The sequence below is a fragment of the Sutterella faecalis genome (genome assembly GCF_006337085.1).
Lineage (GTDB): Bacteria > Pseudomonadota > Gammaproteobacteria > Burkholderiales > Burkholderiaceae_F > Sutterella > Sutterella faecalis.
This window is the reverse complement of record NZ_CP040882.1, coordinates 2,295,124-2,316,195: the sequence shown is the minus strand read 5'-3', so window position 1 is coordinate 2,316,195 and position 21,072 is coordinate 2,295,124. Positions and strand designations below refer to the sequence as shown.

Here is a 21,072-nt window from a genome sequence, read left to right as displayed (position 1 = left end):
AGAAGGCGCTTCCTCGCTCGCCAGGCGGAAAAATACAGCAAAGACCCGGGATTTTAGTCGAATTTCCCTAGAGAAATTCCTCGCGCACGAAGAGCGTTCGGATCGCGCGTGCGGCTTCTTCGGGAAACCCCGGCCGCATGCTTTTTCTCGGTACCGGGAGCCCGATCATGAGGGTCTTCTCCCAGCGCTGCCCGAGAATCCGAAGCCTTTCGCCCGAGAGCCGGAAGGCGGGTTCGAGCGGATGCCCGGCGACGGGCGCGAGGAATTCCCGCACGGCCGGGTCGTTCGCCGCATCAAGGAGCTGGCTCGAGAGGAAAACCGCAATGAGGGGCGAGCGCTTTTGAAATTCGTCCCGAAGCCTCCCGGCCTCGCGAACGGCATCCCTCGCGACGTGGCCGTCCCGCGCGCGGCCGTCCCATGCCGCGGGCCAGGTGAAGATCGAAAAGCGCTTCGCCTCCGCCTCCACGGGAAACCCGGCGGCAGCCAGCCACCGAAGGGTCTCGGAGACCGCAAACCCCCGGTCGATGCGGGACGCCGTAATGACGCCCCTCGGGCGCATCAGTTTTTCAAGCAAGGCGCGGCGCGCCTCCCCTTCGGGAGGGAGCTCCGCATCATTCAATTCCGGCCCGAACCCGGGAGGCATCACGATCAGCACGCCTCGCGCGAGATTTTCGGGCGCATCCGCCGTCCCCGGGGCATTGAGCTTCACTTGTCCCTGCCTCCGGGAAGGTCCTCGCCCGTGCGCCTCAGGGGCGGGAGCCTTTGGGCGAGTTCGTCCGAGAGTCCAAGCTCCTGAATCTTTCGCGTGAGCGTGTTTCTGCCGACGCCGAGACGCTCGGCCGCCTCAATGCGGCGGCCGCGCGTCACCTCCATGGCGCTCCGGATGATCGCGCGTTCGAATTCGTCGGAAAGCGTCTGCCAGACGCCGGATTCGCCTGCCTGAAGGCGCTTCCTTGCCTCTTCGGCAAGGAGTCCGGTCCAGGTTCCGGCGCCGGCTCCGGTCTCTTCGTCCGCGGGAAGCGCTGGAGCCGCCATCAGGCGCATTTCGGGCGCTTCCGAGGCGCTCCTGATTTCAAGCGGCAGATCCTCGACGCGGATTTCCTTCGAGGGCGCCATGACAAGGAGCCACCGGCAGAGGTTTTCAAGCTGCCTCACGTTTCCCGGGAAGGGAAAGCGCTTTACAACCTCAAGCGCCTCAGGGGTCAGCACCTTCTCCTCAACGCCGAGCTCGCGCGCGCCGGTTCTCAGGAAATGCGCCGACAAAGGCGCGATGTCCTCAACGCGGTCTCTTAAGGGCGGCAGCCTCAGACGGATCACGTTGAGGCGGTGGTAGAGATCCTCGCGGAACTGCCCTGCCTTCACGCGCTCCTCAAGATTCTGATTCGTGGCGGCGATGACCCGGACATCCGCCTTGATGGGCTGACGGCCGCCGACGCGATAAAAATAGCCGTTCGAGAGCACGCGCAGGAGCCTCGTCTGAAGTTCCATCGGCATGTCGCCGATTTCATCGAGAAAGAGCGTCCCGCCCTTGGCCTGTTCGAAGCGCCCGAGCTGCGTGGCCGTGGCGCCCGTGAAGGCGCCTTTTTCGTGTCCGAAGAGTTCGCTCTCAAGGAGCTCGCGCGGAATCGCCGCCATGTTGATCGCAATGTAGGGCGCGCGGCTTCGCTTGCTGTGCTTCCAGATGGCGCGGGCGACGACTTCTTTCCCCGCGCCCGATTCGCCCGTGAGGAGCACCGTGACGTTGCTCTGCGAGAGCCTTCCGATCGCGCGGAAGACTTCCTGCATGGCAGGAGCCTGACCGATCAGGTCGGGAACGGCAGGCTGCGGCTCCCCGGAAGGCGCTTCCTCGCCGGGCGAGGCGGCCGCCCGGTGCTTCGCATCCTCCATCGCGCGGCTGATGAGCTCAACGGCCTTCGCGACGTCAAAGGGCTTCGTCAGGTATTCGAAGGCGCCGCCCTGGAAGGACGAAACGGCGCTGTCGAGGTCCGAAAAGGCCGTCATGATGATGACGGGCAGATCGGGCGCGATTTCCTTCACGCGCGCGAGGAGATCAACCCCTGAAAGCCCCGGCATCCGGATGTCGGAAACAAGCACGAGGGGACGCTCGGCTTTGGAGGCTTCAATCGCCTCGAGCGCGGCGAGCGCATCCTGACCGCGCTCAAAGGTGCGGCAGCCGATGCCTTCGCGCGAAAGCGCGCGATTGAGTACCCAGCGGATCGCGCGGTCGTCGTCAATCACCCACACAGGTTCGCTTCCGGCCGCTGCGGAAAGCTCAATTTGATGAGTATCGTCAAGCATGAGGGATTTCTGTCCTTTCGCCCGTTCATTCGTCTCTGACTGGAAAGGAGCCTGATGAAGCCGGGCGTCAATGGTGTGCGTTCTTTAAATTTTTATGCCGGTGCCGCCCGTCGGGGAGCGGTCGCTCTTTTCCGCTTCCTTCCGGGACCCGAGGGGAAGAATCACCGTAAAGTCCGTCTTTCCCGGACGGCTTTCGACGGAAATGGCGCCGCCCGCTTCCTCGACAAAGGCGCGCACGATGGAAAGTCCGAGGCCGGAGCCTTCCGCGCGCCCGGTAACGAGCGGGAAGAAGATGCGCCCGCGGATTTCCTCCGGTATTCCCGGGCCGTTGTCGACGACGTCGACCCTGAGTGCGAGCCGCACGCGCTTGCCGCAGAGCATCACGTCGCGCGCAATGCGCGTGACGAAGACGATTTCCGCCTTTCCCCGGGCACGCTCGGAGGTCATTGCTTCCGCGGCATTCCTCGCGAGGTTGAGGAAGATCTGAATGAAGCGTCCGCGGTCTCCGATGACGGCGGGCGCGGAAATATCGTAGTCGCGCTCGATTCTGAGGCCGGTCGCGAATTCGAGTCCGATCAAGCTCCTCACGTGCTCGAGCACCTCATGAATGTTGACGGGCTCGGAGGTCCGCGGCCTTCTGTAGGGCGCGAGCAGCCGGTCGACCAGGGACTGGAGCCTTGCCGCCTCTTCGAGAATCACGCTTGTGCATTCCCGGTCCTCATCGCGGACGAGCTCGGTCTCAAGGAGCTGCGCCGCGCCCCGGATGCCGCCCAGCGGATTCTTGATTTCGTGCCCGAGATTCCTGAGGAGTTCGCTGTTCGCGGCGCGAACGCTCGCCTCCATGGCGCTTCTTTCCGCCTGGAGCGCATCCTCGAGTTCCGAGACTTCAAGGAGGCATGCGGTATCGAAGGGAAGTCCCGACGCGCGGACGTCCTCCGCAGAGAGGGAGGAGAGGACGGCGCGGACGCGGACGGGATCGGCCAGTCCCCGGCGAAGTTCCGTGAGGGACGCATAGGAAACCATCCCCGCATTTTCTGATAGCGGGAACCAGGCCCCGGCCTCCTCGATGAATTCCGCTGCGGGCTCTCCCTGAAGCCCTCTTCTCGTACGTCCGAGAAGGGTTTCGGCCGCCGAATTCACGGTCGTGATCCGCCCGACGCGGTCAAGCGAAAAGACGGCCGTGGAAAGCGCATCAAGGAGCGGAGCCGAATTGAGAGCGCCTTTTTGTGGCTCATGCGGAATCTTTGTCGTCATGCCTGCCGGAGAGAAAAAATGGTTTTTCCGCAATGCACCGGCTTCAGACGGGCACTCCGGAAAGGCAAACCGGGGAACGATGACTCAATGCACCGTTCCCCGGAAAAACGTCCTTCGAATCCTTCGGACGGGACCGGAAGATTCCGGTCCTCAAAGTCCTTCGGATGCTTCTGGCCTCAGACCGATCAGTGCGAGTAGTAGAGGTCGAAGTCGAGCGCCGTAACGGCCATTTCGGCCTTGAGCACTTCCTTCCTCTTTTCAGCAATGTAGGCGTCGATCAGATCGTCCGAGAAGACGCCGCCCCTCGTCAGGAACTCGCGGTCCGCGTCGAGGGCGTTCAGAGCCACCTCGAGATTGGGCGCGACGGTCGGGATCTTGGCGTTTTCCTCCGGCGGCAGATCGTAGAGGTTCTTGTCGGCGGCTTCGCCCGGATGGATCTTGTTCTGGATGCCGTCGAGACCGGCCATGAGGAGCGCGGAGAACCCGAGGTAGGAATTGCAGAGCGGATCGGGGAAGCGCACTTCGATGCGGCGGGCCTTGGGGCTGTTGACGAACGGAATGCGGATCGAGGCCGAACGGTTACGGGCCGAATAGGCGAGCTTCACCGGCGCTTCAAAGCCCGGAACGAGGCGCTTGTAGGAATTGATGCCGGGGTTCGTGATGGCGTTCAGAGCGCGGGCGTGCTTGATGACGCCGCCGATATAGTAGAGCGCCATTTCGGAGAGGCCCGCGTAGCCGTTGCCCGAGAAGAGGTTCTGGCCGTCCTTCCAGATCGACTGGTGAACGTGCATGCCCGAACCATTGTCGCCCTCGACGGGCTTCGGCATGAAGGTCGCGGTCTTGCCGTAGGCGGCCGCAACGTTCCAGACGGTGTACTTGAGAATCTGCGTCCAGTCGGCGCGCTCGACGAGCGTCGAGAAGCGCGTGCCGATTTCGCACTGGCCGGCGCCGCCCACCTCGTGGTGGTGGATTTCAACGGGAACGCCCTGCTGCTCGAGGAGCGTGCACATTTCTGCGCGCAGGTCGGCCATCGAATCGACCGGGGAGACCGGGAAGTAGCCGCCCTTCATGCGGTTTCTGTGGCCGAGGTTGCCGCCTTCCATGTCAAGGCCGCTCGACCAGGGCGCTTCTTCGGAGCCGATCTTGAAGAAGGAGGAGCCGGGACGATGATCCCACTGAATCGAATCAAAGACGAAGAATTCGGGTTCGGGGCCGAAGTAGGCCGTGTCGCCGATGCCGGTCGACTTCAGATAGGCTTCGGCGCGGCGGGCGAGCGAGCGCGGGTCGCGGTCGTAGCCCTTGCCCGTCGTCGGCTCAAGCACATCGCAGTTGAGCACGAGCGTGTTGGCTTCGCGGAAGGGGTCCATGCGGGCGGTGTTGGGGTCCGGCTGCAGAAGCATGTCGGAAGATTCAATGCCGCGCCAGCCGACGAAGGACGAGCCGTCAAAGGGCTGGCCGAGCTCAAACGTATCTTCGTCGATCTTGTCGGCCGGGATCGTGAGATGCATTTCCTTGCCGAGCAGATCGGTGATGCGAAGGTCCACGAACTTGCAGTCGTTGTCCTTAATCATCTGCAGCACATCAGCAGCGGACGTCATACCTCTTCTCCTAAAAGTAGCGTGCGGCCGGTAGGTGTTGCGGACCGCGTCAAAAAGAAATCGGGAAAGAGACCCGGCGGAAAGGCCTCGCGCGCTCAAAAGCGCTTCGGGCCTCCGAATCTCCTCGTCTTGTCTTAAAGCAAAAGGCGTGCCAAAGAGGATTTTCATAGCAAAAACCCTCAATTCATAGAATCCCTCCCCCATGCCGCCGGGATCGGCCGGAGAAGACGCATTCATCATGCCGGACGCACCCGGAATTATGCTCCAGCCGGGCGCTCAACGCACCAAATGCGTGCATCAAAGGAAAGCTTCCTGCACGTCGGAGAGGAAGTTGAGCCCGAGGCGCGTCGTCCGGATGCGGCCGGGATCGTCTGCAATCAGCCCGCGGGCGCGCAGGTCCCGGAGGGTGGAAGCGATTTGCTCGAAAGGAAGGCCCGTGCGCTCCGAAAAGGTGCATTCGGGGACCCCTTCGAGAAGCCTCAGGGCGTTCAGCATGAATTCAAAGGGAAGATCCTCCGGATCGACCCGGTGAATCTCTGCCGCAGCGCTTCTTCCCTCTTCGACCGCATGGAGGTACTGCCGCGGGTTCATGAAGCGCATCTCGCGGCGGATGCCCTCCCGGGTCGTAACTTTCCCGTGCGCGCCCGCGCCCGCGGCGAGGTAGTCGCCGAAGGTCCAGTAGTTCAGATTGTGCCGGCAGCGGCGGCCTTGTCTCGCGTAGCCCGAAACCTCGTAGCGCGTGAAGCCCTTCCCGGCCAGAAAGGCTTCGACGAAATCCCCCATTTCGGCCGTTTGGTCAGCGTCGGGAAGTTCCTCGGGAAGGTGCTTCGCGAACGCGGTTCCGGGTTCGATCGTGAGCTGGTAGCAGGAGAGGTGCGTCGCCCCCGAATGAGCCGCCTCGTCGAGCTCTTCCTTCAGGCCCTCCATCGTCTCGCCGGGAAGGGCGTACATGAGGTCGAGATTGAAGTTCTCGAAAATATCCCGCGCAAGGCGGATCGCTTCGCGCGCCTCTCTCACGTTGTGAATGCGCCCGAGGCGCTTCAATCGATCGTCCGAAAAGCTCTGAATGCCGATCGAGAGGCGGTTCACGCCCGCCTCGCGAAATGCTTCGAACTTCCCGGCTTCGAGCGTCCCGGGATTCGCCTCCATCGTGATCTCGGCATCGGGCGCGAGCGAAAAGCGCGCGCGCACGCCGTCGAGAAGCCCCTTCATGGCGCGCCCCGACATGAGGCTCGGCGTGCCGCCCCCGATGAAGATCGATTCGATGGGTCTTCCCCCGACATCCGGGAGCCACGCCTCGAGGTCCGTGAGGAGCGCGTCGACGTAGGCGCCCTCGAGCGCCTCCAACGCGCCGGGCTCCTTCGGCGCGCCGTGCGAATTGAAGTCGCAGTAGGGGCACTTTCTCACGCACCAGGGCCAGTGAAGGTAGATCGAGAGCGGGATGACGGCGGGATTGAGCCGGATCTCAGGGGAATCGGTCATGTCGGGATCGGTTTGAGTGCTTCAAGAGTCGGCCGCTTCAGGCTTTTTAAGCCTTCCAGCCCCAGCGCTCCTCGAGGAGCTTCGCCATGCGTCTTAAGGCTTCGCCCCGGTGGCTCTGCGCGTTCTTCTCTTCCTGAGAGAGTTCCGCGGCGGTGCGCTTTTCCCCGGGCAGATAAAAGTAGGGGTCGTATCCGAAGCCGCCCGTGCCCGCGGGGGACTCGGCGATCTCGCCCTGCCAGAAGCCTTCGGCGATGAGGGGCTCCGGGTCTTCGGCAGAACGGACGGCCGCGAGCACGCAGGTATAGTGGGCGCGCCGGTCGGTCTTCCCCGCCATCTTCTCAATGAGAAGGCGGTTGTTGGCCGCATCGTCTCCGTCTTCGCCTGCAAAGCGCGCGGAGAAGACGCCGGGGGCGCCGCCCAGCGCATCGACGCAGAGGCCCGAATCATCGGCCATGGCGGGAAGCCCCGTTTCCCTTGCGGCATGACGGGCCTTGGCGAGGCAGTTTTCAATAAACGTGCCGTAGGGCTCGTCGCAGGAGCTGACGCCATATTCCTTCTGTCCGGCAACGCGCACGCCCAAGGGCGCAAACATGGCCTGGAACTCGCGGATCTTTCCGGCATTGCCGGACGCGAGAACGAGGGTGGGGAGCGCGGATTCTTTGATTTCCGTTTTCTGAGTCATGAAGAAAAACTCCGGGATTGTTTTATAGCTGCATAGGCCGCAGACATCAGGCGCCGCCGCGGCCATCCATGCCGTCTTAAAGAGGCTTTGCGAGCGCCTCGCGCTGGAGTTCTGCGAGACGGGCATTGCCCTTCTTCGCGAGCGCGAGAAGCTTCATGAGGTCGTCCTCCGTAAAGGGCGTGCCTTCGGCCGTCCCCTGAATTTCAACGAAGCCCCCGAGGCTCGTCATTACGACATTCATGTCGGTGTCGGAATGGCTGTCCTCGATGTAATTGAAGTCGAGCACGGGCTCGCCTTCCCACATGCCGACGGAAACGGCGGAAACCTGCGCGAGGATCGGATCCTCCTCGATCATATGTTCGCGAAGCATCTTGTCGACCGCGTCGCGAAGCGCCACCCAGGCGCCCGTGATCGAGGCGCACCGGGTGCCGCCGTCCGCCTGGAGCACGTCGCAGTCGATCTGGATCGTGAATTCTCCGAGCTTTCTGCGGTCAACCACTGCGCGCAGGCTCCGCCCGATCAGGCGCTGAATTTCCTGCGTGCGGCCCGTCTGCTTGCCCTTTGCGGCCTCGCGGTCGGTTCGGGTACCGGTCGCGCGCGGGAGCATTCCGTACTCCGCCGTCACCCAGCCTTCGCCCTTGCCCCGCAGAAAGGGCGGCACGCCCGGCGTTACGCTCGCCGTGCAGAGAACGCGCGTGCCGCCGGCTTCCATGAGGACGCTCCCCTCGGCATATTTGGTAAAGCCCCGGGTGATCGAAACCGGACGAAGCTCGTCGGGCGCGCGCCCGTCAGGACGCGGGGAAAGGCTGGCTAAAGGCTGAGACATGTTGCGTATGCTCCAAAAAAGATTCCTTCGGATGGGATGCTACTAGCACTCGGCCAAAGCTGCCCGGAAGAGGAAGGGAAGCGCTGCCGCTCTCCCGCGAAGGCTCTAAAATGCCGCAATCTTCAAAATTATCCTGAAGCTTCGGGTTCAGGCTGCTGACGGGCGCTTTGGAAAAAGCGCGGCATCGGCATCCGGCCATCGGTCAAGCTTCGCTTCTTCATCACGGATACAAAGGACTTTTCTGATGCCTTCAGTCGCAAGCATGACGGGATACGCCGCCCTTGACGGCAAGACCCTCGCGGGCACCGTCACTGCGGAATGCCGTTCGGTCAATTCCCGCTTTCTCGATCTGACGCTGCGCCTTGACGATGCGCTGCGCTTTACCGAACCCGCCGTTCGCGAGCGTCTCCAGAAGCGCCTCACCCGCGGGAAGGTGGAGCTGAGGCTCAACCTCACGGCCGATGCATCCGCGCTTCCGGCTTCCGTGAACGAGGAGGCGCTCAGGCGCGTCCTTGCGCTCCAGGAAACCATTCTCAAGCTCGACCCGCAGGCGCAGGAGCTTTCCGTCGCTGAAATTCTGGAACTCCCCGGGATTGCAGCGGCAGAGACCCCCGACCGCGACAAGCTCCTCCAGGAAGTACTCGCGATCGTCGACCGCACGCTTGACGAATTCATTGCGGCGCGCGAGCGCGAGGGCGCTGCCCTCGCTCAGGTCCTCTCGGGCTACTGCGACAAAATGTCGGCGGTGGTGAAGGACGTGCGGGGCGCCATGCCGCAGATCATCTCGCAGCTCGAGGGGCGCCTTACCGAACGCCTCACCGATGCGCTCGCCGATGCCCTGAAGGAAAAGAGCACGCTCACGAAGGAAGAGGTCACTGACCGCATTCGTCAGGAAGTGACGATGTATGCGATCAAGATGGACGTCGACGAGGAAATGAACCGTCTCGACACGCACCTCGCGGAAGTGAAGCGCCTTCTTGCTCAGGGGGGCGCCGTCGGCAGAAAGCTCGACTTCATGGCCCAGGAGATGAACCGCGAGGCCAATACCCTCGGCTCCAAGGCCGCCGCCATTGAAATGACGCAGGCCTCGCTCGCCCTCAAGATCACGATCGATCAGATGCGCGAACAGATTCAGAATCTCGAATAAACGCCTTTCGAAGGACTTTGAGCCATGAACGACATGATCTCCCAGCAGAATTCCGCTCCCCGCCATCCCGGACGGCTTTTTCTCGTCACGGCCCCCTCGGGCGCCGGAAAGTCCTCGCTGGTGAATGCGCTTCTCAAGCGTCAGCCCAACATCAAGCTCTCGATCTCCTCAACGACGCGCGATCCGCGGCCGGGCGAAGTGAACGGGCGCGAATACCACTTCATCACGGAAACGATGTTCCTCGAGATGAAGAACCGCGGCGAATTCCTTGAAACCGCGCTCGTGCACGGCAACTACTACGGCACCAACCGCACCTGGATCGAAGGCCAGATGGCGCAGGGGAACGACGTGCTCCTTGAAATCGACTGGCAGGGCGCGCGCCAGGTCCGCTCGAAATTCGCGGGCACCGTCGGGATCTTCATCCTCCCGCCCTCCATCGAAGCGCTCGAATGGCGCCTTCACCATCGCGGAACGGATTCCGACCAGACCATCACGCGCCGCCTGATGGGCGCGGGCGCTGAGATCGCGCATGCCCCGGAATTTGAGTACGTTATAATCAATGAAGATTTCGATACGGCCCTCAGCCAGCTTGAGGCCATTGTGACGGCAAGCCGCCTGACCTATGCTCAGCAGGCGATCCGCCATCATGATCAGTTCGCGAACCTCGGCGTTCCGGTCTGATCTCCAGGGCTTCGCCGGCTTTCAGGGCCTTTTTGCCCCTTTTTCGATTATTCATCCTACTGGACCCTAAATGGCACGCATTACTGTTGAAGACTGCCTGAAGAAGATTCCCAACCGCTTCCAGATGGTTCTGGTTGCGGCCTACCGCGCCCGCCAGATCTCCCAGGGCTATGCCCCGAAGATCGATGCAAAGGACAAGCCCGCCGTCATCGCTCTGCGCGAGGTTGCCGACGGACTGGTCGGCACGGACATGCTGAAGCATGTGCAGTAATTCAAGGCCCCGAAAGGACGCCTGACCGCGACGGCCGGACCGCCATCCTTCTCTATCGCATAGGGAGTGAGGGCGCCGGCCGTTCTTGTTTTCAATTCCGACCAACCCATCAATCTCCGCCCGGAAAGCCCCCTGCCGCCTGCCCCTTCTCTCACAGGCGGCGAGAATAAAGCATCAGCCCCCGGAGCCTCCGGCCGGAAAAGCGGCGCTTCCAATGCTGCAATCGTTCCCGATTCGGCAGAGCACGCAAAAAGAAGAAAGAGGAAGTTCGCCATGGCCCTCGACAACGCTCCCACCTTCCCGGAAGACATGTACGCCACCCGTGAAGAAGGTGCCGTTCCCCTTCCGACGCCTCCGAGGAAGCCGATTTCGCCCTTCGGGTTCGCCAAGCACGCCGTGCGTTCGCCCCTGCCCGCACCCGTCATTCCTGCGAAGCTCCCCGATGCCGACCTTCCGCTCTTTACGCCTCAGGCGCCTGTGGGCGTTGTAACCGCGCAGGCGCTCGTCGATACCTGCCGGCTCTATCTTCCCCAGGCTGAAGTCGAGAAGATCCGCGAAGCCTACCGCTATGCCGACAATGCCCACCTCGGGCAGTTCCGCAAATCGGGCGAACCCTACATCACGCATCCGATCGCGGTCGCATCCATCCTCGCCTCCTGGCGCATGGATGCCGAGACGATCGAGGCGGGCCTCATGCACGACGTGCTGGAAGACACGGGTACGAGCAAGCGCGAGATGGCCGAAAAATTCGGGATTGAAGTGGCGGACCTGGTCGACGGCGTCTCCAAGCTCGACAAGCTCAAGTTCTCCTCCAACGCGATTGCCCAGGCCGAGAGCTTCCGGAAGATGCTCCTCGCCATGTCGCGCGACGTGCGCGTCATTCTCGTGAAGCTTGCCGACCGCCTCCACAACATGCGCACGCTCGGCGTCATGCGGCCCGAGAAGCGCGCCCGCATCGGCCGCGAGACCCTTGAAATCTATGTGCCGATTGCGCACCGGCTCGGTCTCAACAATGTCTTTCGCGAGCTCCAGGAATTGTCGTTTGCGAACCGCTATCCGCTTCGCTATCGGGTCCTCTATGAGAACGTTCTCAAGACCCGCAAGAACCGCCGCGAATTCCTTGAAAAGGTTCTGAACGACGCCAAAACCGCGCTCGCGAAGGCGGGCATTCCCTGCCGAATACTCGGGCGCGACAAAACGATCTACGGCATCTACAACAAGATGCGCGAGAAGCACCAGTCCTTCTCCGATGCGCTCGACATCTACGGCTTTCGCGTCGTTGTGAGAACGCGCGGCGACTGCTACCTTGCGCTCGGGGCGCTCCACCAGCGCTGGAAGCCCGTCAACACGCGCTTCAAGGACTTCATTGCCATTCCGAAGTCGAACGGCTACCAGTCGATTCACACCACCGTGATCGGCCCGGACGGAACGCCCGTGGAGTTTCAGCTCCGCACCGAGGAAATGCACAGGATCGACGAGGACGGCATTCTCGTCCACTGGCTCTACGCCTCGAGCGACGATACTTCGGACCTCCAGTCGCGCACGGCCGCGTGGCTTCAGAACCTCCTTGAAATTCAGCAGACGAGTACCGACAGCACGGAATTCCTCGAAAACATCAAGGTCGACCTCTTCCCCAACCAGATTTACGTCTTTACGCCGAAGGGAAAGATCATTTCGCTCCCCAAAGGGTCGACGGCCATCGACTTTGCCTACGAAATTCATACCGACGTCGGGAACCACACCGAGGCGGTGCGCATCAACGGCGAACCGAAGCCCCTCACGGATGCGCTCAAAAACGGCGACCTCGTGCAGATCATCACGTCGCCCGACGCGCACCCGAATCCGCAGTGGCTCGAGAGCGTCCATTCGGGGCGCGCGCGCGCCGAGATCCGCCAGTACCTGAGAAGTTGCCAGTTCGATGAATCGGCGCGCCTGGGGAGGCTTGCGCTCGAAGCCGTGGCGGAAGAACAGAAGATCGACCTCATGGCGATTCCGACCTCGATCGAACAGAAGCTCGTGAAGGAATTCGGAGCTGAAAGCCTCGCGTCGCTCTATGCCATGATCGGGCTCGGAAAAGCCCTCCCGGCGGCGGTGCTCCACCGCCTTCGCATGCTGATGCGCGAGGAGAACCTCGAGAGCGCGAATGCCGAACTCCCCGCCGTCATCGTGAACGGCAACGAAGGCGTTGCGCAGCACCTTGCCGTCTGCTGCCACCCGATTCCCGGGGACGACATCACGGGCTACAACCGCCCCGGCCTCGGACTCACGGTTCACCGCGAGGACTGCCCGCACGCAATCCGCGGCAAGCAGGCCGATCCCAACCGCTGGATGCATCTCGAATGGGGAACGCCCAAGCCCGGATCCCACTTTGCGGTGCCGCTTGAAGTTCGCGTGAAGGACTCGCACGCCGGCCTCGCCGCAGTCGCCGCCGCCGTTGCGGAAGCGAATTCGAGCATCACGGCGGTGACCCTCGAAGAGCGCGGCGACGAACACATCGTGCACGTGACGGTCCTCGTGCGCGACCGCAACCACCTCATTCACGTCACCCGCACGATCCGTCAGACCGACGTGGTGCTCAAGGTGAAGCGCGTCTTTGAGGAAGGTACGCCCACCCGCAAGAAGATCTCCGTCTGAGGCGCGGTATAGAAAATCGCTCTCAAAACGCAAAAACGCCTCCCGGCCGCAAGGATCACGGGAGGCGTTTTTTTTGTTTTTTTGACTGCGAAATCAGGGAATCGGCTGATCGTTCGTGTAGGTGACTTCGAGGATCTCAAGCGTGTCGACCCCTGCCGGGTGCGTGCTCGTTGCCGGCGTCGGAAGCTTCACTTCGTCGCCCTCATGGTGCTTGAGGAACACGCGGGCAATGGGGCTGATCCAGCTCACGTCGCCGTGTTCGGCATCCGCCTCATCGATGCCGACGATGCGGATCTTGCGCTCCTCGCCTCTTTGATTGGCATAGAGCACCGTGGCGCCGAAGAAAATCTGATCGGTTTCCGGGTGCGCGGCCGGATCCACCACCTCAGCGGACTCGATTCGCTTGTTGAGGAATCGAATCCGGCGGTCGATTTCGCGAAGGCGCTTCTTGCCGTAGAGATAGTCGCCGTTTTCCGACCGGTCGCCGTTGCTCGCCGCCCAGGAGACGACGTTCACCACCTCAGGGCGCTCAACGTTGACGAGATGCTCGCGCTCATCAAGGAGGCGCCTGTAGCAGGCAGGCGTCATGTAGTTCTTCGTATTGGGCGGGAGTCCGGGGAGCTTCACCTCGTCGTCATCATCTTCGGCCATGAGTCGGGTCCTTCTGGAATGCGTTTCTGCGGAAAAGCTAATCCTACGCGCGTTGGAGCGCTTCGGGCAGCGATCAACGCAGAATATCGTGCGGATATGGTCATCAGGAATGTCCTCACTTTTCGCGATGCCGGGCCGTCGATAAAATGAATCTCCAGCAGCCGGCTGATTACCTAGCATCCTCGGACAGAGAATTCCGGACAAAAGGACAGCGCCAACCGCGTCTGCCGAACACACATCTGGAGAAACAGATGCAATTCACAATCTCTCGCATCGCCTTTATTGCCGCGGCGATGCTTGCTTCCTCCGCGTCATTTGGAGCCGACGCGGTTTCTTCCGCTTCCGTCAAGCCCGCTCAGGAGCCCGCCGTGGTTCTTGAAGGCCAGAAGACCATGGCCGCCAAGGGAGGCGACGCGCTTCCCGCCAACGTGGACGCCGTGACCTCTGCTTCCGTCGTGCCGCAGAAATACCGGCAGACGGACTTTAAGCCCAACGGCTTTACGGAGACACAAGGCAAAAAGCGTGCGCTATTCATTCTTGACGACCCGCGCCACGAATCCGTGACCTACGACCTCTGCGTCACCGCGATGAAGTTCTTTGAAGAAAAGGGCTTCGAGGTTGAGCTTCGCGATCTGATCGCGCAGAAATTCAATCCGCTCATCACGTCGCGCGAGGAGTTCTATCACGCGAAGGACGGCTTCGGCCCCACGCCGAAGGACGTTCTCGTCGAGCAGGCGTACGTCAAGAAGGCCGACCACATCATCTTTGTTCAGCCCAACTGGCAGGACAGCGATCCGATGTTCACGAAGGGCTACAAGCTTCGCGTCTTCTCGAAAGGCTTCTCCTACGACGACGGCCCCAAGGGCCGCGTGGGACTGCTTCCGGGAAAGACCTTCTACACCATCATGAACGCAGGCTGGCTCGGCATGGGCCAGGGCCAGAGCGGGGACTCTCTCAACAAGAATCCTCAGGAATGGGAAACCTGGATGTTCGCGATGCGCGTGGTTGACGACGATGCCGCCGTCGGCAAGGACATGAAGAATCTCGGCCGCTTCGTCAATGACCGTACGCCCGGTAATCTCGATCCGGACTACGGCACGAAGATCGAAGCCTTGAGAAACGTCCTGAGGTCCCGTCTCGCTCGCGACTTCAATCTCTGACCTTCTTCACGTCTCAGGTTGAAAAACCAAGCGCCCGCAGCCGGGGATTCATGAGCGTCCCCATCTGCGGGCGTTCTTTTGCGCGGGAGGCTTCAGCTCCCGCTGATGCAAACGTCCTTCAGCCGTCAGATCTTTCTCTGAGCAGCGTTGCGGCCGGCCACGCGGCCAAAGACCACGCAGTCGGCGATGGATACCGTTCCGAGACGCACCATGCCGTGGACGCCGCCCGCAACTTCGCCGGCGGCATAAAGCCCGGGAATCACGTTGAGATCGGTATTGATCACCTCCGCCTTCGGGTTGATCGCGAGACCGCCCATGCAGTAGTGAACGCGCGGCCAGAGGCGGCAGGCGTAAAAGACGCCCTTGTTTTCCTTCGTGTCCTTGAAGATCTTCGCGTTGAAGTCGGGATCCTTCTTCGCGGCGACTGCTTCATTCCAGCGGGTGACGGAAGCCTTAAGCGACTCCGCATTGATGCCGTAGAACTTTGCGAGCTCATCCAGATTCGCGAAGCGCCGGATGGAGCCGTTTTCCATGCCCGCCTTGATGGTGGAGGGAGGCACGTGGCCCGCATTCTCTTCAGAAACCAGAATCACCGCCGGATGTCCCGTCGCGATGATGGCGTCGGAGCGCACCTTGCGGTTCCCCGTTTCGTTGACAAAGCGCTTGCCGGTCTTCGGATCCACCATGAGGCCGTAGCCCACCGACGACTCAACAAACTTCGGGCAGACGCCGAAGCCCTTTTCGTCGGGCGAGGTCCAGGGACCGAGCTGAATCCAGTCCATCTGCACGTCCGCCGCGCCGATTCTCTGTGCCGCCATCATGGCGTCGCCCGTTGCGCCCGGCTGATTGGTCGACTCCAGCTGGGGCCCGAGCCTCGGATCGTGAAGCATTCTGAGCTTCACGTTCTGCGAAAAGCCGCCGCCCGCCACCACGACGCCTTTGCGGGCGCGAACGAACATCCGGGTGCCGGAATCCTCTTTGGGGAAGACGTAGCCTTTAACGAGCTCTGCGCCCACGACGGCACCCTTTTCATCGGTCACGAGATTGACGAGACGCGTTCTGGTTTCAAGCGCAACACCGAGCTCCTTCGCCTTCTTCGCCATCGGCCCCACCATATTGGCGCCGTTGCCGTTCATGTAGCAGGCGGAGCGCGCAACGGAATGTCCGCCCTGGTAGCCGAGGCGGTCGAACTTGACGCCGAGGAAGTCCTTCGCCCAGCGGTACGCATCCAGGGCGCCGTAAGCGACAACCTTCGCGCACTCCACATTGGCAAGCCCGCCCCCGGACTTCAGCATGTCGGCGAGGAGCAGTTCAGGACTGTCCTTAATGCCGGCAGCAACCTGAAGGTCGTTGCCCGGAGATGCAAGGCCGCCGCCCGACAGAATGGAATTTCCCCCGACGATCGACATCTTTTCGATGCAGAGCACATCTGCGCCTTCCGTTCTAGCTTCAATCGCCGCGGCGAGCCCCGCAAACCCGGAGCCCACCACGAGCACGTCGACTGTGCGGTCCCACGCCTGCGGCGCCTTGACGCCGCGGGCAAGTGCGCCCGAAGAAGCGAGCGCTAATGCCGTGCCGCCTGCGAGCCCTAATGCTGCGCGGCGATTCATGCGTGCTGAAGTCATTTTTGCCTCCTTGCTGTTGATCAGGCCTGGATGTTCTTTTGCCGAAACGAAAACCCGGCCATGCAGAAGCAATGTATACCGGCGCGCAAAAAACATGAAGGCCGGCAAAGAAAGCAAAAAATATCGGGACTGCAGGATTGGGGAGCCTCCAGGGACTGATCCCTGGAGCCCGCTATGCAATCGGCTGATGCTCTGAAAGAGAGATGTTCGGAGCGGAGTCAGATGCAGGTTATGCAAACCCTGCAGATACGAAAAACGCCTGTGAAAACAGGCGTCTGATCGTCGGCTTGAAGCCGAAAGAATTCGGTCGTGGTGGAGAAGAGGAGGATCGAACTCCCGACCTCTGCATTGCGAACGCAGCGCTCTCCCAGCTGAGCTACTTCCCCAAACCGTTGAGGAAAAGAATTCTGCCTTGATTTTTTTATTCTGACAAGAGACTTTTATGAAGATACCATCTTTACGGTATCTACCCAGTGAAAATGCCCCGCTGCACCGCCAGGCCGTTCCCGTCGGGATGCACTGCCTCCCTTTGTCGTCATTAGGGTTTGAAACAACTCTTTTGCGGGATTTTTCCAAGGCCTGCGTCATAATGCTGACTATGCAGAAGATTGACTTTCACTTCAACGTTCCGAACCGCCTGAGGTACGCATGCCTCGTTGCGCGCACCGTTTATAAGCGCGGGCTCACGCTCGCCTTCTGGACATCGGATGCGGAGCGTCTGAGAAATTTCGATCAGCTCCTCTGGAGCTTCGACGACCTGGCTTTTCTTCCGCATGTCCGCGCGAACGCCGCGCACGCAGACGAAACGCCCATTCTGCTTTCCACGGATCTGAGCGAACTGAAGGGCGACGTACTCGTTCTCCTTGACGATCATCTGCCCGAAAGCTGGAAAACGGATTTCGAACGCTTCGGGCGCATCATTGATGTGGTGAGCACGGACCCCTCGGAGCTCAAACTTTCGCGCGACCGCTACCGCGCCTACAAGGCCGAAGGGGTCGAGCTCGCCGCATACGACCGCCGCCACTGATCTTTTCGGATCTTCCCGAAGCACTGCCCGCCATCATTCTTCTCTTCCTCCAGGTAACACTCCGATGAATCGACAGGAACCCGTCATTGATGCGAATGCCAAGCCTTACAAGACGCTCACGGAGCGCGTGACGCTTTCCTGGAAGGAACTCCTCGGCCTCAAGCCCGCCGCCGGCCCTCAGGAACCGACGCTCGGGCTCGAACCCGAAAGCGCCGCCGCCCCTGCTGCAGCACCGAAGGTTCAGGCTTCTGCCCCCAAAGGACCGGAAGTCACGGTGCCCCCCGCCGATGCGCTGGCACCGAAGCCCTTTGAGCCGCAGCCCCTCGTGCTCTCCGAAGAAGAAAAGAAGGCCATCATTGAAAGACTCACGCCTGGAATTGAAGCCTCGGTGCGCGAGGGTCTTCGCGATGTGCTCGACCTCTCCGTTTCAAACGCCGTCGCGCGCATGAAGGGAGATCTCGAGCGCACGCTTTCTTCGCTCGTCACTCAGGCGATCGAACGCGAGATCAAGTCGCTCAAGGTGGACGACATCGTGAAGCGGTGACAAAAGCCCCTTCATTCCGAGGGGGAAGCGCCTCCATGAAGCAGTTTCCCCGGAAAAATGCGCCCGGACGACATCGCCCGGGTGTTTTCATTTGGGCCTTTTCCCGTCTTCGTGAGAAAATGGCCGGTATCTTTGCCCATTTAAGAGAGCGCGGGAGGCTTTTGTGAGCAGCTTCGCCCCGCAGTTCTTCTCAACCCGATTCTTTACCCCTTGATGATGTCCGGGCACGGAACGCATTGAAAGGTTCCTGCGACAGAAAATCATCCCATTCATACGAATAAGCCATGACGGAACAGCAAAACCAGGAGCTCGCCAAGAGCTTTGAACCCAACGCAATTGAATCCCGCTGGTATCCCGTTTGGGAAAAGCGCGGCTACTTCCGCGCCGGACTTGATCCCAAGAAGCCCGCCTTCTCCATTCAGCTTCCCCCGCCCAACATCACCGGCATTCTGCATATGGGCCATGCCTTCAACCAGACGGTGATGGATACGCTCACGCGCTACCACCGCATGGCGGGCTACAACACGATGTGGCTCCCGGGCACGGACCATGCCGGCATCGCTACTCAGATCGTCGTCGAGCGTCAGCTCGAAAAGCAGGGCTTCAAGCGCCGCGAGATGAAGCGCGAGGACTTCATCGCGAAGATCTGGGAGTGGCAGAAGTTCTCGGGCGGCACGATTCTCGAGCAGATGCGCCGCATGGGCGACAGCGTCGACTGGGACCGTCTCTACTTCACGATGAATCCGAAGCTCTCGAAGGTTGTGATTGAAACCTTCGTGCGCCTCTATGAAGAAGGCCTCATCTATCGCGGCAAGCGCCTCGTCAACTGGGACCCGAAGCTTCAGAGCGCGGTCTCCGACCTTGAAGTCGAAAGCGAAGAGGCGACGGGCCACCTCTGGGAAATCCGCTATCCGGGCGCTGACGGTTCTGAAGGCGTCGTTGTTGCGACGACCCGTCCCGAAACGCTTTTCGGCGACCAGGCCGTTGCCGTTCATCCTGAAGACGAGCGCTACAAGTCGCTCGTCGGCAAGATGCTGAAGCTCCCCCTCACGGACCGCGTGATTCCCGTTATTGCCGATACGTACGTCGACCGCGAATTCGGTTCGGGCTGCGTGAAGATCACGCCGGCCCACGACTTCAACGACTTTGAAGTCGGCCGCCGCCACAATCTCGAGATGCTCAACGTCCTCACGAAGACGGCGCGCATGAACGAGAACGTGCCCGAGAAGTACCGCGGCATGGATCGCTACGAATGCCGCAAGGCCGCCGTTGAGGATCTGAAGGCCGCCGGGCTCCTCGTTGGCATCAAGGAAATCAAGCACATGGTGCCGCGCGTCACCCGTACGGGCGAAATCGTCGAACCGATGCTCTCCGAGCAGTGGTACATGGCGATGAGCAAGCCCGCGCCCGAAGGAACGCTCTACCCCAATAAGTCGATCGCCGAAGTGGGCCTTGAAGCCGTGACCTCGGGCGAAGTCAACATCTTCCCGGCAGAATGGCGCGGCGTCTACCGCCAGTGGCTCGAGAACATTCAGGACTGGTGCCTCTCGCGCCAACTCTGGTGGGGTCATCAGATTCCGGCCTGGTACGACGAATCGGGTAAGGTCTACGTCGCCCGCTCCGAAGCGGAAGCGCAGAAGCAGGCCGGCGTTGGCGTCAAGCTCACGCGCGACGAGGATGTGCTCGACACGTGGTTCTCCTCCGCGCTCGTTCCTTTCTCGACCATCGGCTGGCCTGACGCAGAGGGCGACGAAAAGACCGCCTACGACCTCTACCTCCCCTCGACCGTCCTTGTCACGGGCTACGACATCCTCTTCTTCTGGGTGGCGCGCATGGTGATGATGACGAAGCACTTCACCGGCCGCGCTCCCTTCAAGAACGTCTACATCCACGGTCTCGTGCGCGACGCAGAAGGCAAGAAGATGTCGAAGTCGGAAGGCAATACGCTCGACCCCCTCGACATCATTCAGGGCATTGATCTCGAACACCTGATCGAAAAGAACACCCGCGGCCTGCGTCAGCCCGAAAAGGCTCCGATCGTCGAAAAGAAGCTCCGCAAGAACTATCCGGAAGGCATTGCCGCGCACGGCGCCGATGCGCTCCGCTTCACGATGGCCGCCTACGCTACGCTCGGTCGCAACGTGAACTTTGACCTCAAGCGCGCCGAAGGCTACCGCAACTTCTGCACGAAGCTCTGGAACGCCACGCGCTTCGTTCTCATGAATGTTGAAGGGAAGGACTGCGGCATCGGCGAAACAGCCTCCCAGCCGATGACCTTCTCCTTCGTCGACAAGTGGATTGCGAGCGAACTCGCCCGCACCACGAAGGAAGTCCGCCAGGCCTATGCCGACTACCGTCTCGACATTGCTGCCAACGCCATCTATTCCTTCGTCTGGAACCAGTACTGCGACTGGTACCTTGAACTCTCGAAGGTTCAGCTGAAAGGTACGGAAGCCGAGCAGCGCGCAACGCGCCATACGCTAGTCACCGTCCTCGAGACGATCCTTCGCCTCGCGCACCCGATCATCCCCTTCATCACCGAAGAACTCTGGCAGAAGGTTTCCGTCGTCGCAGGCGTGCGCCGCGCGGACGAGGAAACCTCCATCATGATTCAGAGCTATCCGGAGTACGACGAAAAGGATGACGATGCGGCAGCAACGAAGCGCATGACGACCATCCAGCAGATGATCGATTCGATCCGCAATCTGAGAAGCGAAATGAAGCTTCCGCCCTCGCAGAAGCTCCCGCTCCTCATTTCGGGCGACGAAGCTGAATGCCTCGCGGCTGCTCCCTACCTCCAGCAGCTCGCCCGCGTCGAACCGGTCGAACATGTTGAAAGTCTCGAGCAGGAAGCGAAGGGCTCGGTCGCGCCGGTCGCGATCGTGGGCGACTTCAAGCTCATGCTCAAGGTCGAAATCGACGTGAAGGCTGAACGCGAACGCCTCGAGAAGGAAGCTGCGCGCCTCGCGGGCGAAGTGAAGAAGTGCGAAGGAAAGCTCTCAAACGAACGCTTCGTTTCGAAGGCCCCGGCGGCGGTCGTCGACGTGGAAAGAAAGCGCCTCGCGGACTTCACCGCGCTTCTTGCCAAGGTGACTGAACAGCTCGCCAAGCTTCCTCGCGAATAAGCCCATAAGAACCCGCTAGAGCCCTCTTCCCCGAAGGGCCTTAAGGAGTCTGGAGAGCCGACATTGC

General features: G+C 61.3%; 17 protein-coding genes and 1 tRNA gene. 8 read left to right on the top strand and 10 right to left on the bottom strand.

The features are described 5' to 3' along the window. Positions 1 to 67: 67 nt before the first annotated feature. From FG381_RS09810 to rph, 7 genes are all read right to left on the bottom strand, one after another. A complete protein-coding gene (locus FG381_RS09810) occupies positions 68 to 709 on the bottom strand; it encodes a hypothetical protein (RefSeq protein WP_139688627.1) in 642 nt (213 codons plus the stop codon). Then, on the bottom strand, positions 706 to 2,298 hold the full coding sequence (ntrC, locus tag FG381_RS09805; RefSeq protein WP_139688626.1) for a nitrogen regulation protein NR(I): 1,593 nt from the start codon (positions 2,296 to 2,298) through the stop codon (positions 706 to 708). Before ntrC ends, FG381_RS09810 begins: the two co-directional genes overlap by 4 nt. 84 nt (positions 2,299 to 2,382) lie before the next feature. Then, positions 2,383 to 3,552 carry a nitrogen regulation protein NR(II) gene (gene glnL, locus FG381_RS09800; RefSeq protein ID WP_139688625.1) on the bottom strand — a complete coding sequence of 390 codons (1,170 nt, stop codon included), beginning with the start codon at positions 3,550 to 3,552 and terminating at the stop codon, positions 2,383 to 2,385. A gap of 185 nt (positions 3,553 to 3,737) precedes the next feature. Next, positions 3,738 to 5,150 (bottom strand): type I glutamate--ammonia ligase, encoded by a 1,413-nt coding sequence (glnA, locus tag FG381_RS09795; RefSeq protein WP_139688624.1) that lies wholly within the window; start codon positions 5,148 to 5,150, stop codon positions 3,738 to 3,740. 297 nt (positions 5,151 to 5,447) lie between these two features. Beyond that, the gene (hemW, locus tag FG381_RS09790) at positions 5,448 to 6,632 is read right to left on the bottom strand and encodes a radical SAM family heme chaperone HemW (RefSeq protein ID WP_139688623.1); all 1,185 of its coding nucleotides are present in this window, start codon (positions 6,630 to 6,632) and stop codon (positions 5,448 to 5,450) included. A gap of 46 nt (positions 6,633 to 6,678) precedes the next feature. Next, positions 6,679 to 7,314: an RdgB/HAM1 family non-canonical purine NTP pyrophosphatase gene (gene rdgB / locus FG381_RS09785; protein WP_139688622.1), complete on the bottom strand. Its 636-nt coding sequence runs from the start codon at positions 7,312 to 7,314 to the stop codon at positions 6,679 to 6,681. A gap of 76 nt (positions 7,315 to 7,390) precedes the next feature. Further along, positions 7,391 to 8,140 carry a ribonuclease PH gene (gene rph, locus FG381_RS09780; RefSeq protein WP_139688621.1) on the bottom strand — a complete coding sequence of 250 codons (750 nt, stop codon included), beginning with the start codon at positions 8,138 to 8,140 and terminating at the stop codon, positions 7,391 to 7,393. 244 nt (positions 8,141 to 8,384) lie between these two features. Here rph and FG381_RS09775 point away from each other — a divergent pair, with 244 nt between their 5' ends. The 4 genes from FG381_RS09775 to FG381_RS09760 all read left to right on the top strand — a co-directional run bounded on the left by FG381_RS09775 (position 8,385) and on the right by FG381_RS09760 (position 12,873). Next, positions 8,385 to 9,287, top strand: a complete 903-nt coding sequence (locus FG381_RS09775; RefSeq protein ID WP_139688620.1) for a YicC/YloC family endoribonuclease — start codon at positions 8,385 to 8,387, stop codon at positions 9,285 to 9,287. A gap of 24 nt (positions 9,288 to 9,311) precedes the next feature. Then, positions 9,312 to 9,968, top strand: a complete 657-nt coding sequence (gene gmk / locus FG381_RS09770) for a guanylate kinase (protein WP_139688619.1) — start codon at positions 9,312 to 9,314, stop codon at positions 9,966 to 9,968. A 70-nt stretch (positions 9,969 to 10,038) separates the two neighbouring features. Continuing rightward, positions 10,039 to 10,239, top strand: a complete 201-nt coding sequence (gene rpoZ / locus FG381_RS09765) for a DNA-directed RNA polymerase subunit omega (protein WP_139688618.1) — start codon at positions 10,039 to 10,041, stop codon at positions 10,237 to 10,239. Between the two features lie 273 nt (positions 10,240 to 10,512). Next, entirely contained in the window at positions 10,513 to 12,873 is a 2,361-nt protein-coding gene (locus FG381_RS09760; protein WP_139688617.1) for a RelA/SpoT family protein, read from the top strand. 93 nt (positions 12,874 to 12,966) lie between these two features. Here the strand turns inward: FG381_RS09760 and greB are convergent, their stop codons facing one another. Next, entirely contained in the window at positions 12,967 to 13,524 is a 558-nt protein-coding gene (greB, locus tag FG381_RS09755; RefSeq protein ID WP_139688616.1) for a transcription elongation factor GreB, read from the bottom strand. Between the two features lie 251 nt (positions 13,525 to 13,775). Here greB and FG381_RS09750 point away from each other — a divergent pair, with 251 nt between their 5' ends. Further along, a complete protein-coding gene (locus FG381_RS09750; protein WP_139688615.1) occupies positions 13,776 to 14,684 on the top strand; it encodes an NAD(P)H-dependent oxidoreductase in 909 nt (302 codons plus the stop codon). 125 nt (positions 14,685 to 14,809) lie between these two features. Here FG381_RS09750 and FG381_RS09745 read toward each other — a convergent pair whose 3' ends face one another. Both FG381_RS09745 and FG381_RS09740 read right to left on the bottom strand, forming a co-directional pair. After that, a complete protein-coding gene (locus tag FG381_RS09745) occupies positions 14,810 to 16,309 on the bottom strand; it encodes a flavocytochrome c (protein WP_139688614.1) in 1,500 nt (499 codons plus the stop codon). Positions 16,310 to 16,619: 310 nt separating this feature from the next. Beyond that, positions 16,620 to 16,695: transfer RNA gene (locus FG381_RS09740), tRNA-Ala, on the bottom strand. A gap of 212 nt (positions 16,696 to 16,907) precedes the next feature. On the opposite strand from FG381_RS09740, the gene FG381_RS09735 reads away from it, so the two are divergent. The 3 genes from FG381_RS09735 (at position 16,908) to FG381_RS09725 (ending at position 21,005) form a co-directional block, all read left to right on the top strand. Continuing rightward, positions 16,908 to 17,336 (top strand): DNA polymerase III subunit chi, encoded by a 429-nt coding sequence (locus tag FG381_RS09735; protein ID WP_226960280.1) that lies wholly within the window; start codon positions 16,908 to 16,910, stop codon positions 17,334 to 17,336. Positions 17,337 to 17,400: 64 nt separating this feature from the next. Further along, positions 17,401 to 17,880, top strand: coding sequence for a hypothetical protein (locus tag FG381_RS09730; RefSeq protein WP_139688612.1), 480 nt, complete (start codon positions 17,401 to 17,403; stop codon positions 17,878 to 17,880). Between the two features lie 284 nt (positions 17,881 to 18,164). Next, entirely contained in the window at positions 18,165 to 21,005 is a 2,841-nt protein-coding gene (locus FG381_RS09725; RefSeq protein ID WP_139688611.1) for a valine--tRNA ligase, read from the top strand. Positions 21,006 to 21,072: the final 67 nt, after the last annotated feature.

Coding starts and splice junctions, on each gene's coding strand:
- hemW (WP_139688623.1), bottom strand. CDS start 6,632: ATGACCGATTCCCCTGAGATCCGGCTCAATCCCGCCGTCATCCCGCTC.
- FG381_RS09735 (WP_226960280.1), top strand. CDS start 16,908: ATGCAGAAGATTGACTTTCACTTCAACGTTCCGAACCGCCTGAGGTAC.
- rdgB (WP_139688622.1), bottom strand. CDS start 7,314: ATGACTCAGAAAACGGAAATCAAAGAATCCGCGCTCCCCACCCTCGTT.
- rph (WP_139688621.1), bottom strand. CDS start 8,140: ATGTCTCAGCCTTTAGCCAGCCTTTCCCCGCGTCCTGACGGGCGCGCG.
- FG381_RS09760 (WP_139688617.1), top strand. CDS start 10,513: ATGGCCCTCGACAACGCTCCCACCTTCCCGGAAGACATGTACGCCACC.
- greB (WP_139688616.1), bottom strand. CDS start 13,524: ATGGCCGAAGATGATGACGACGAGGTGAAGCTCCCCGGACTCCCGCCC.
- FG381_RS09745 (WP_139688614.1), bottom strand. CDS start 16,309: ATGACTTCAGCACGCATGAATCGCCGCGCAGCATTAGGGCTCGCAGGC.
- rpoZ (WP_139688618.1), top strand. CDS start 10,039: ATGGCACGCATTACTGTTGAAGACTGCCTGAAGAAGATTCCCAACCGC.
- FG381_RS09775 (WP_139688620.1), top strand. CDS start 8,385: ATGCCTTCAGTCGCAAGCATGACGGGATACGCCGCCCTTGACGGCAAG.
- glnL (WP_139688625.1), bottom strand. CDS start 3,552: ATGACGACAAAGATTCCGCATGAGCCACAAAAAGGCGCTCTCAATTCG.
- gmk (WP_139688619.1), top strand. CDS start 9,312: ATGAACGACATGATCTCCCAGCAGAATTCCGCTCCCCGCCATCCCGGA.
- ntrC (WP_139688626.1), bottom strand. CDS start 2,298: ATGCTTGACGATACTCATCAAATTGAGCTTTCCGCAGCGGCCGGAAGC.
- glnA (WP_139688624.1), bottom strand. CDS start 5,150: ATGACGTCCGCTGCTGATGTGCTGCAGATGATTAAGGACAACGACTGC.
- FG381_RS09750 (WP_139688615.1), top strand. CDS start 13,776: ATGCAATTCACAATCTCTCGCATCGCCTTTATTGCCGCGGCGATGCTT.
- FG381_RS09730 (WP_139688612.1), top strand. CDS start 17,401: ATGAATCGACAGGAACCCGTCATTGATGCGAATGCCAAGCCTTACAAG.
- FG381_RS09725 (WP_139688611.1), top strand. CDS start 18,165: ATGACGGAACAGCAAAACCAGGAGCTCGCCAAGAGCTTTGAACCCAAC.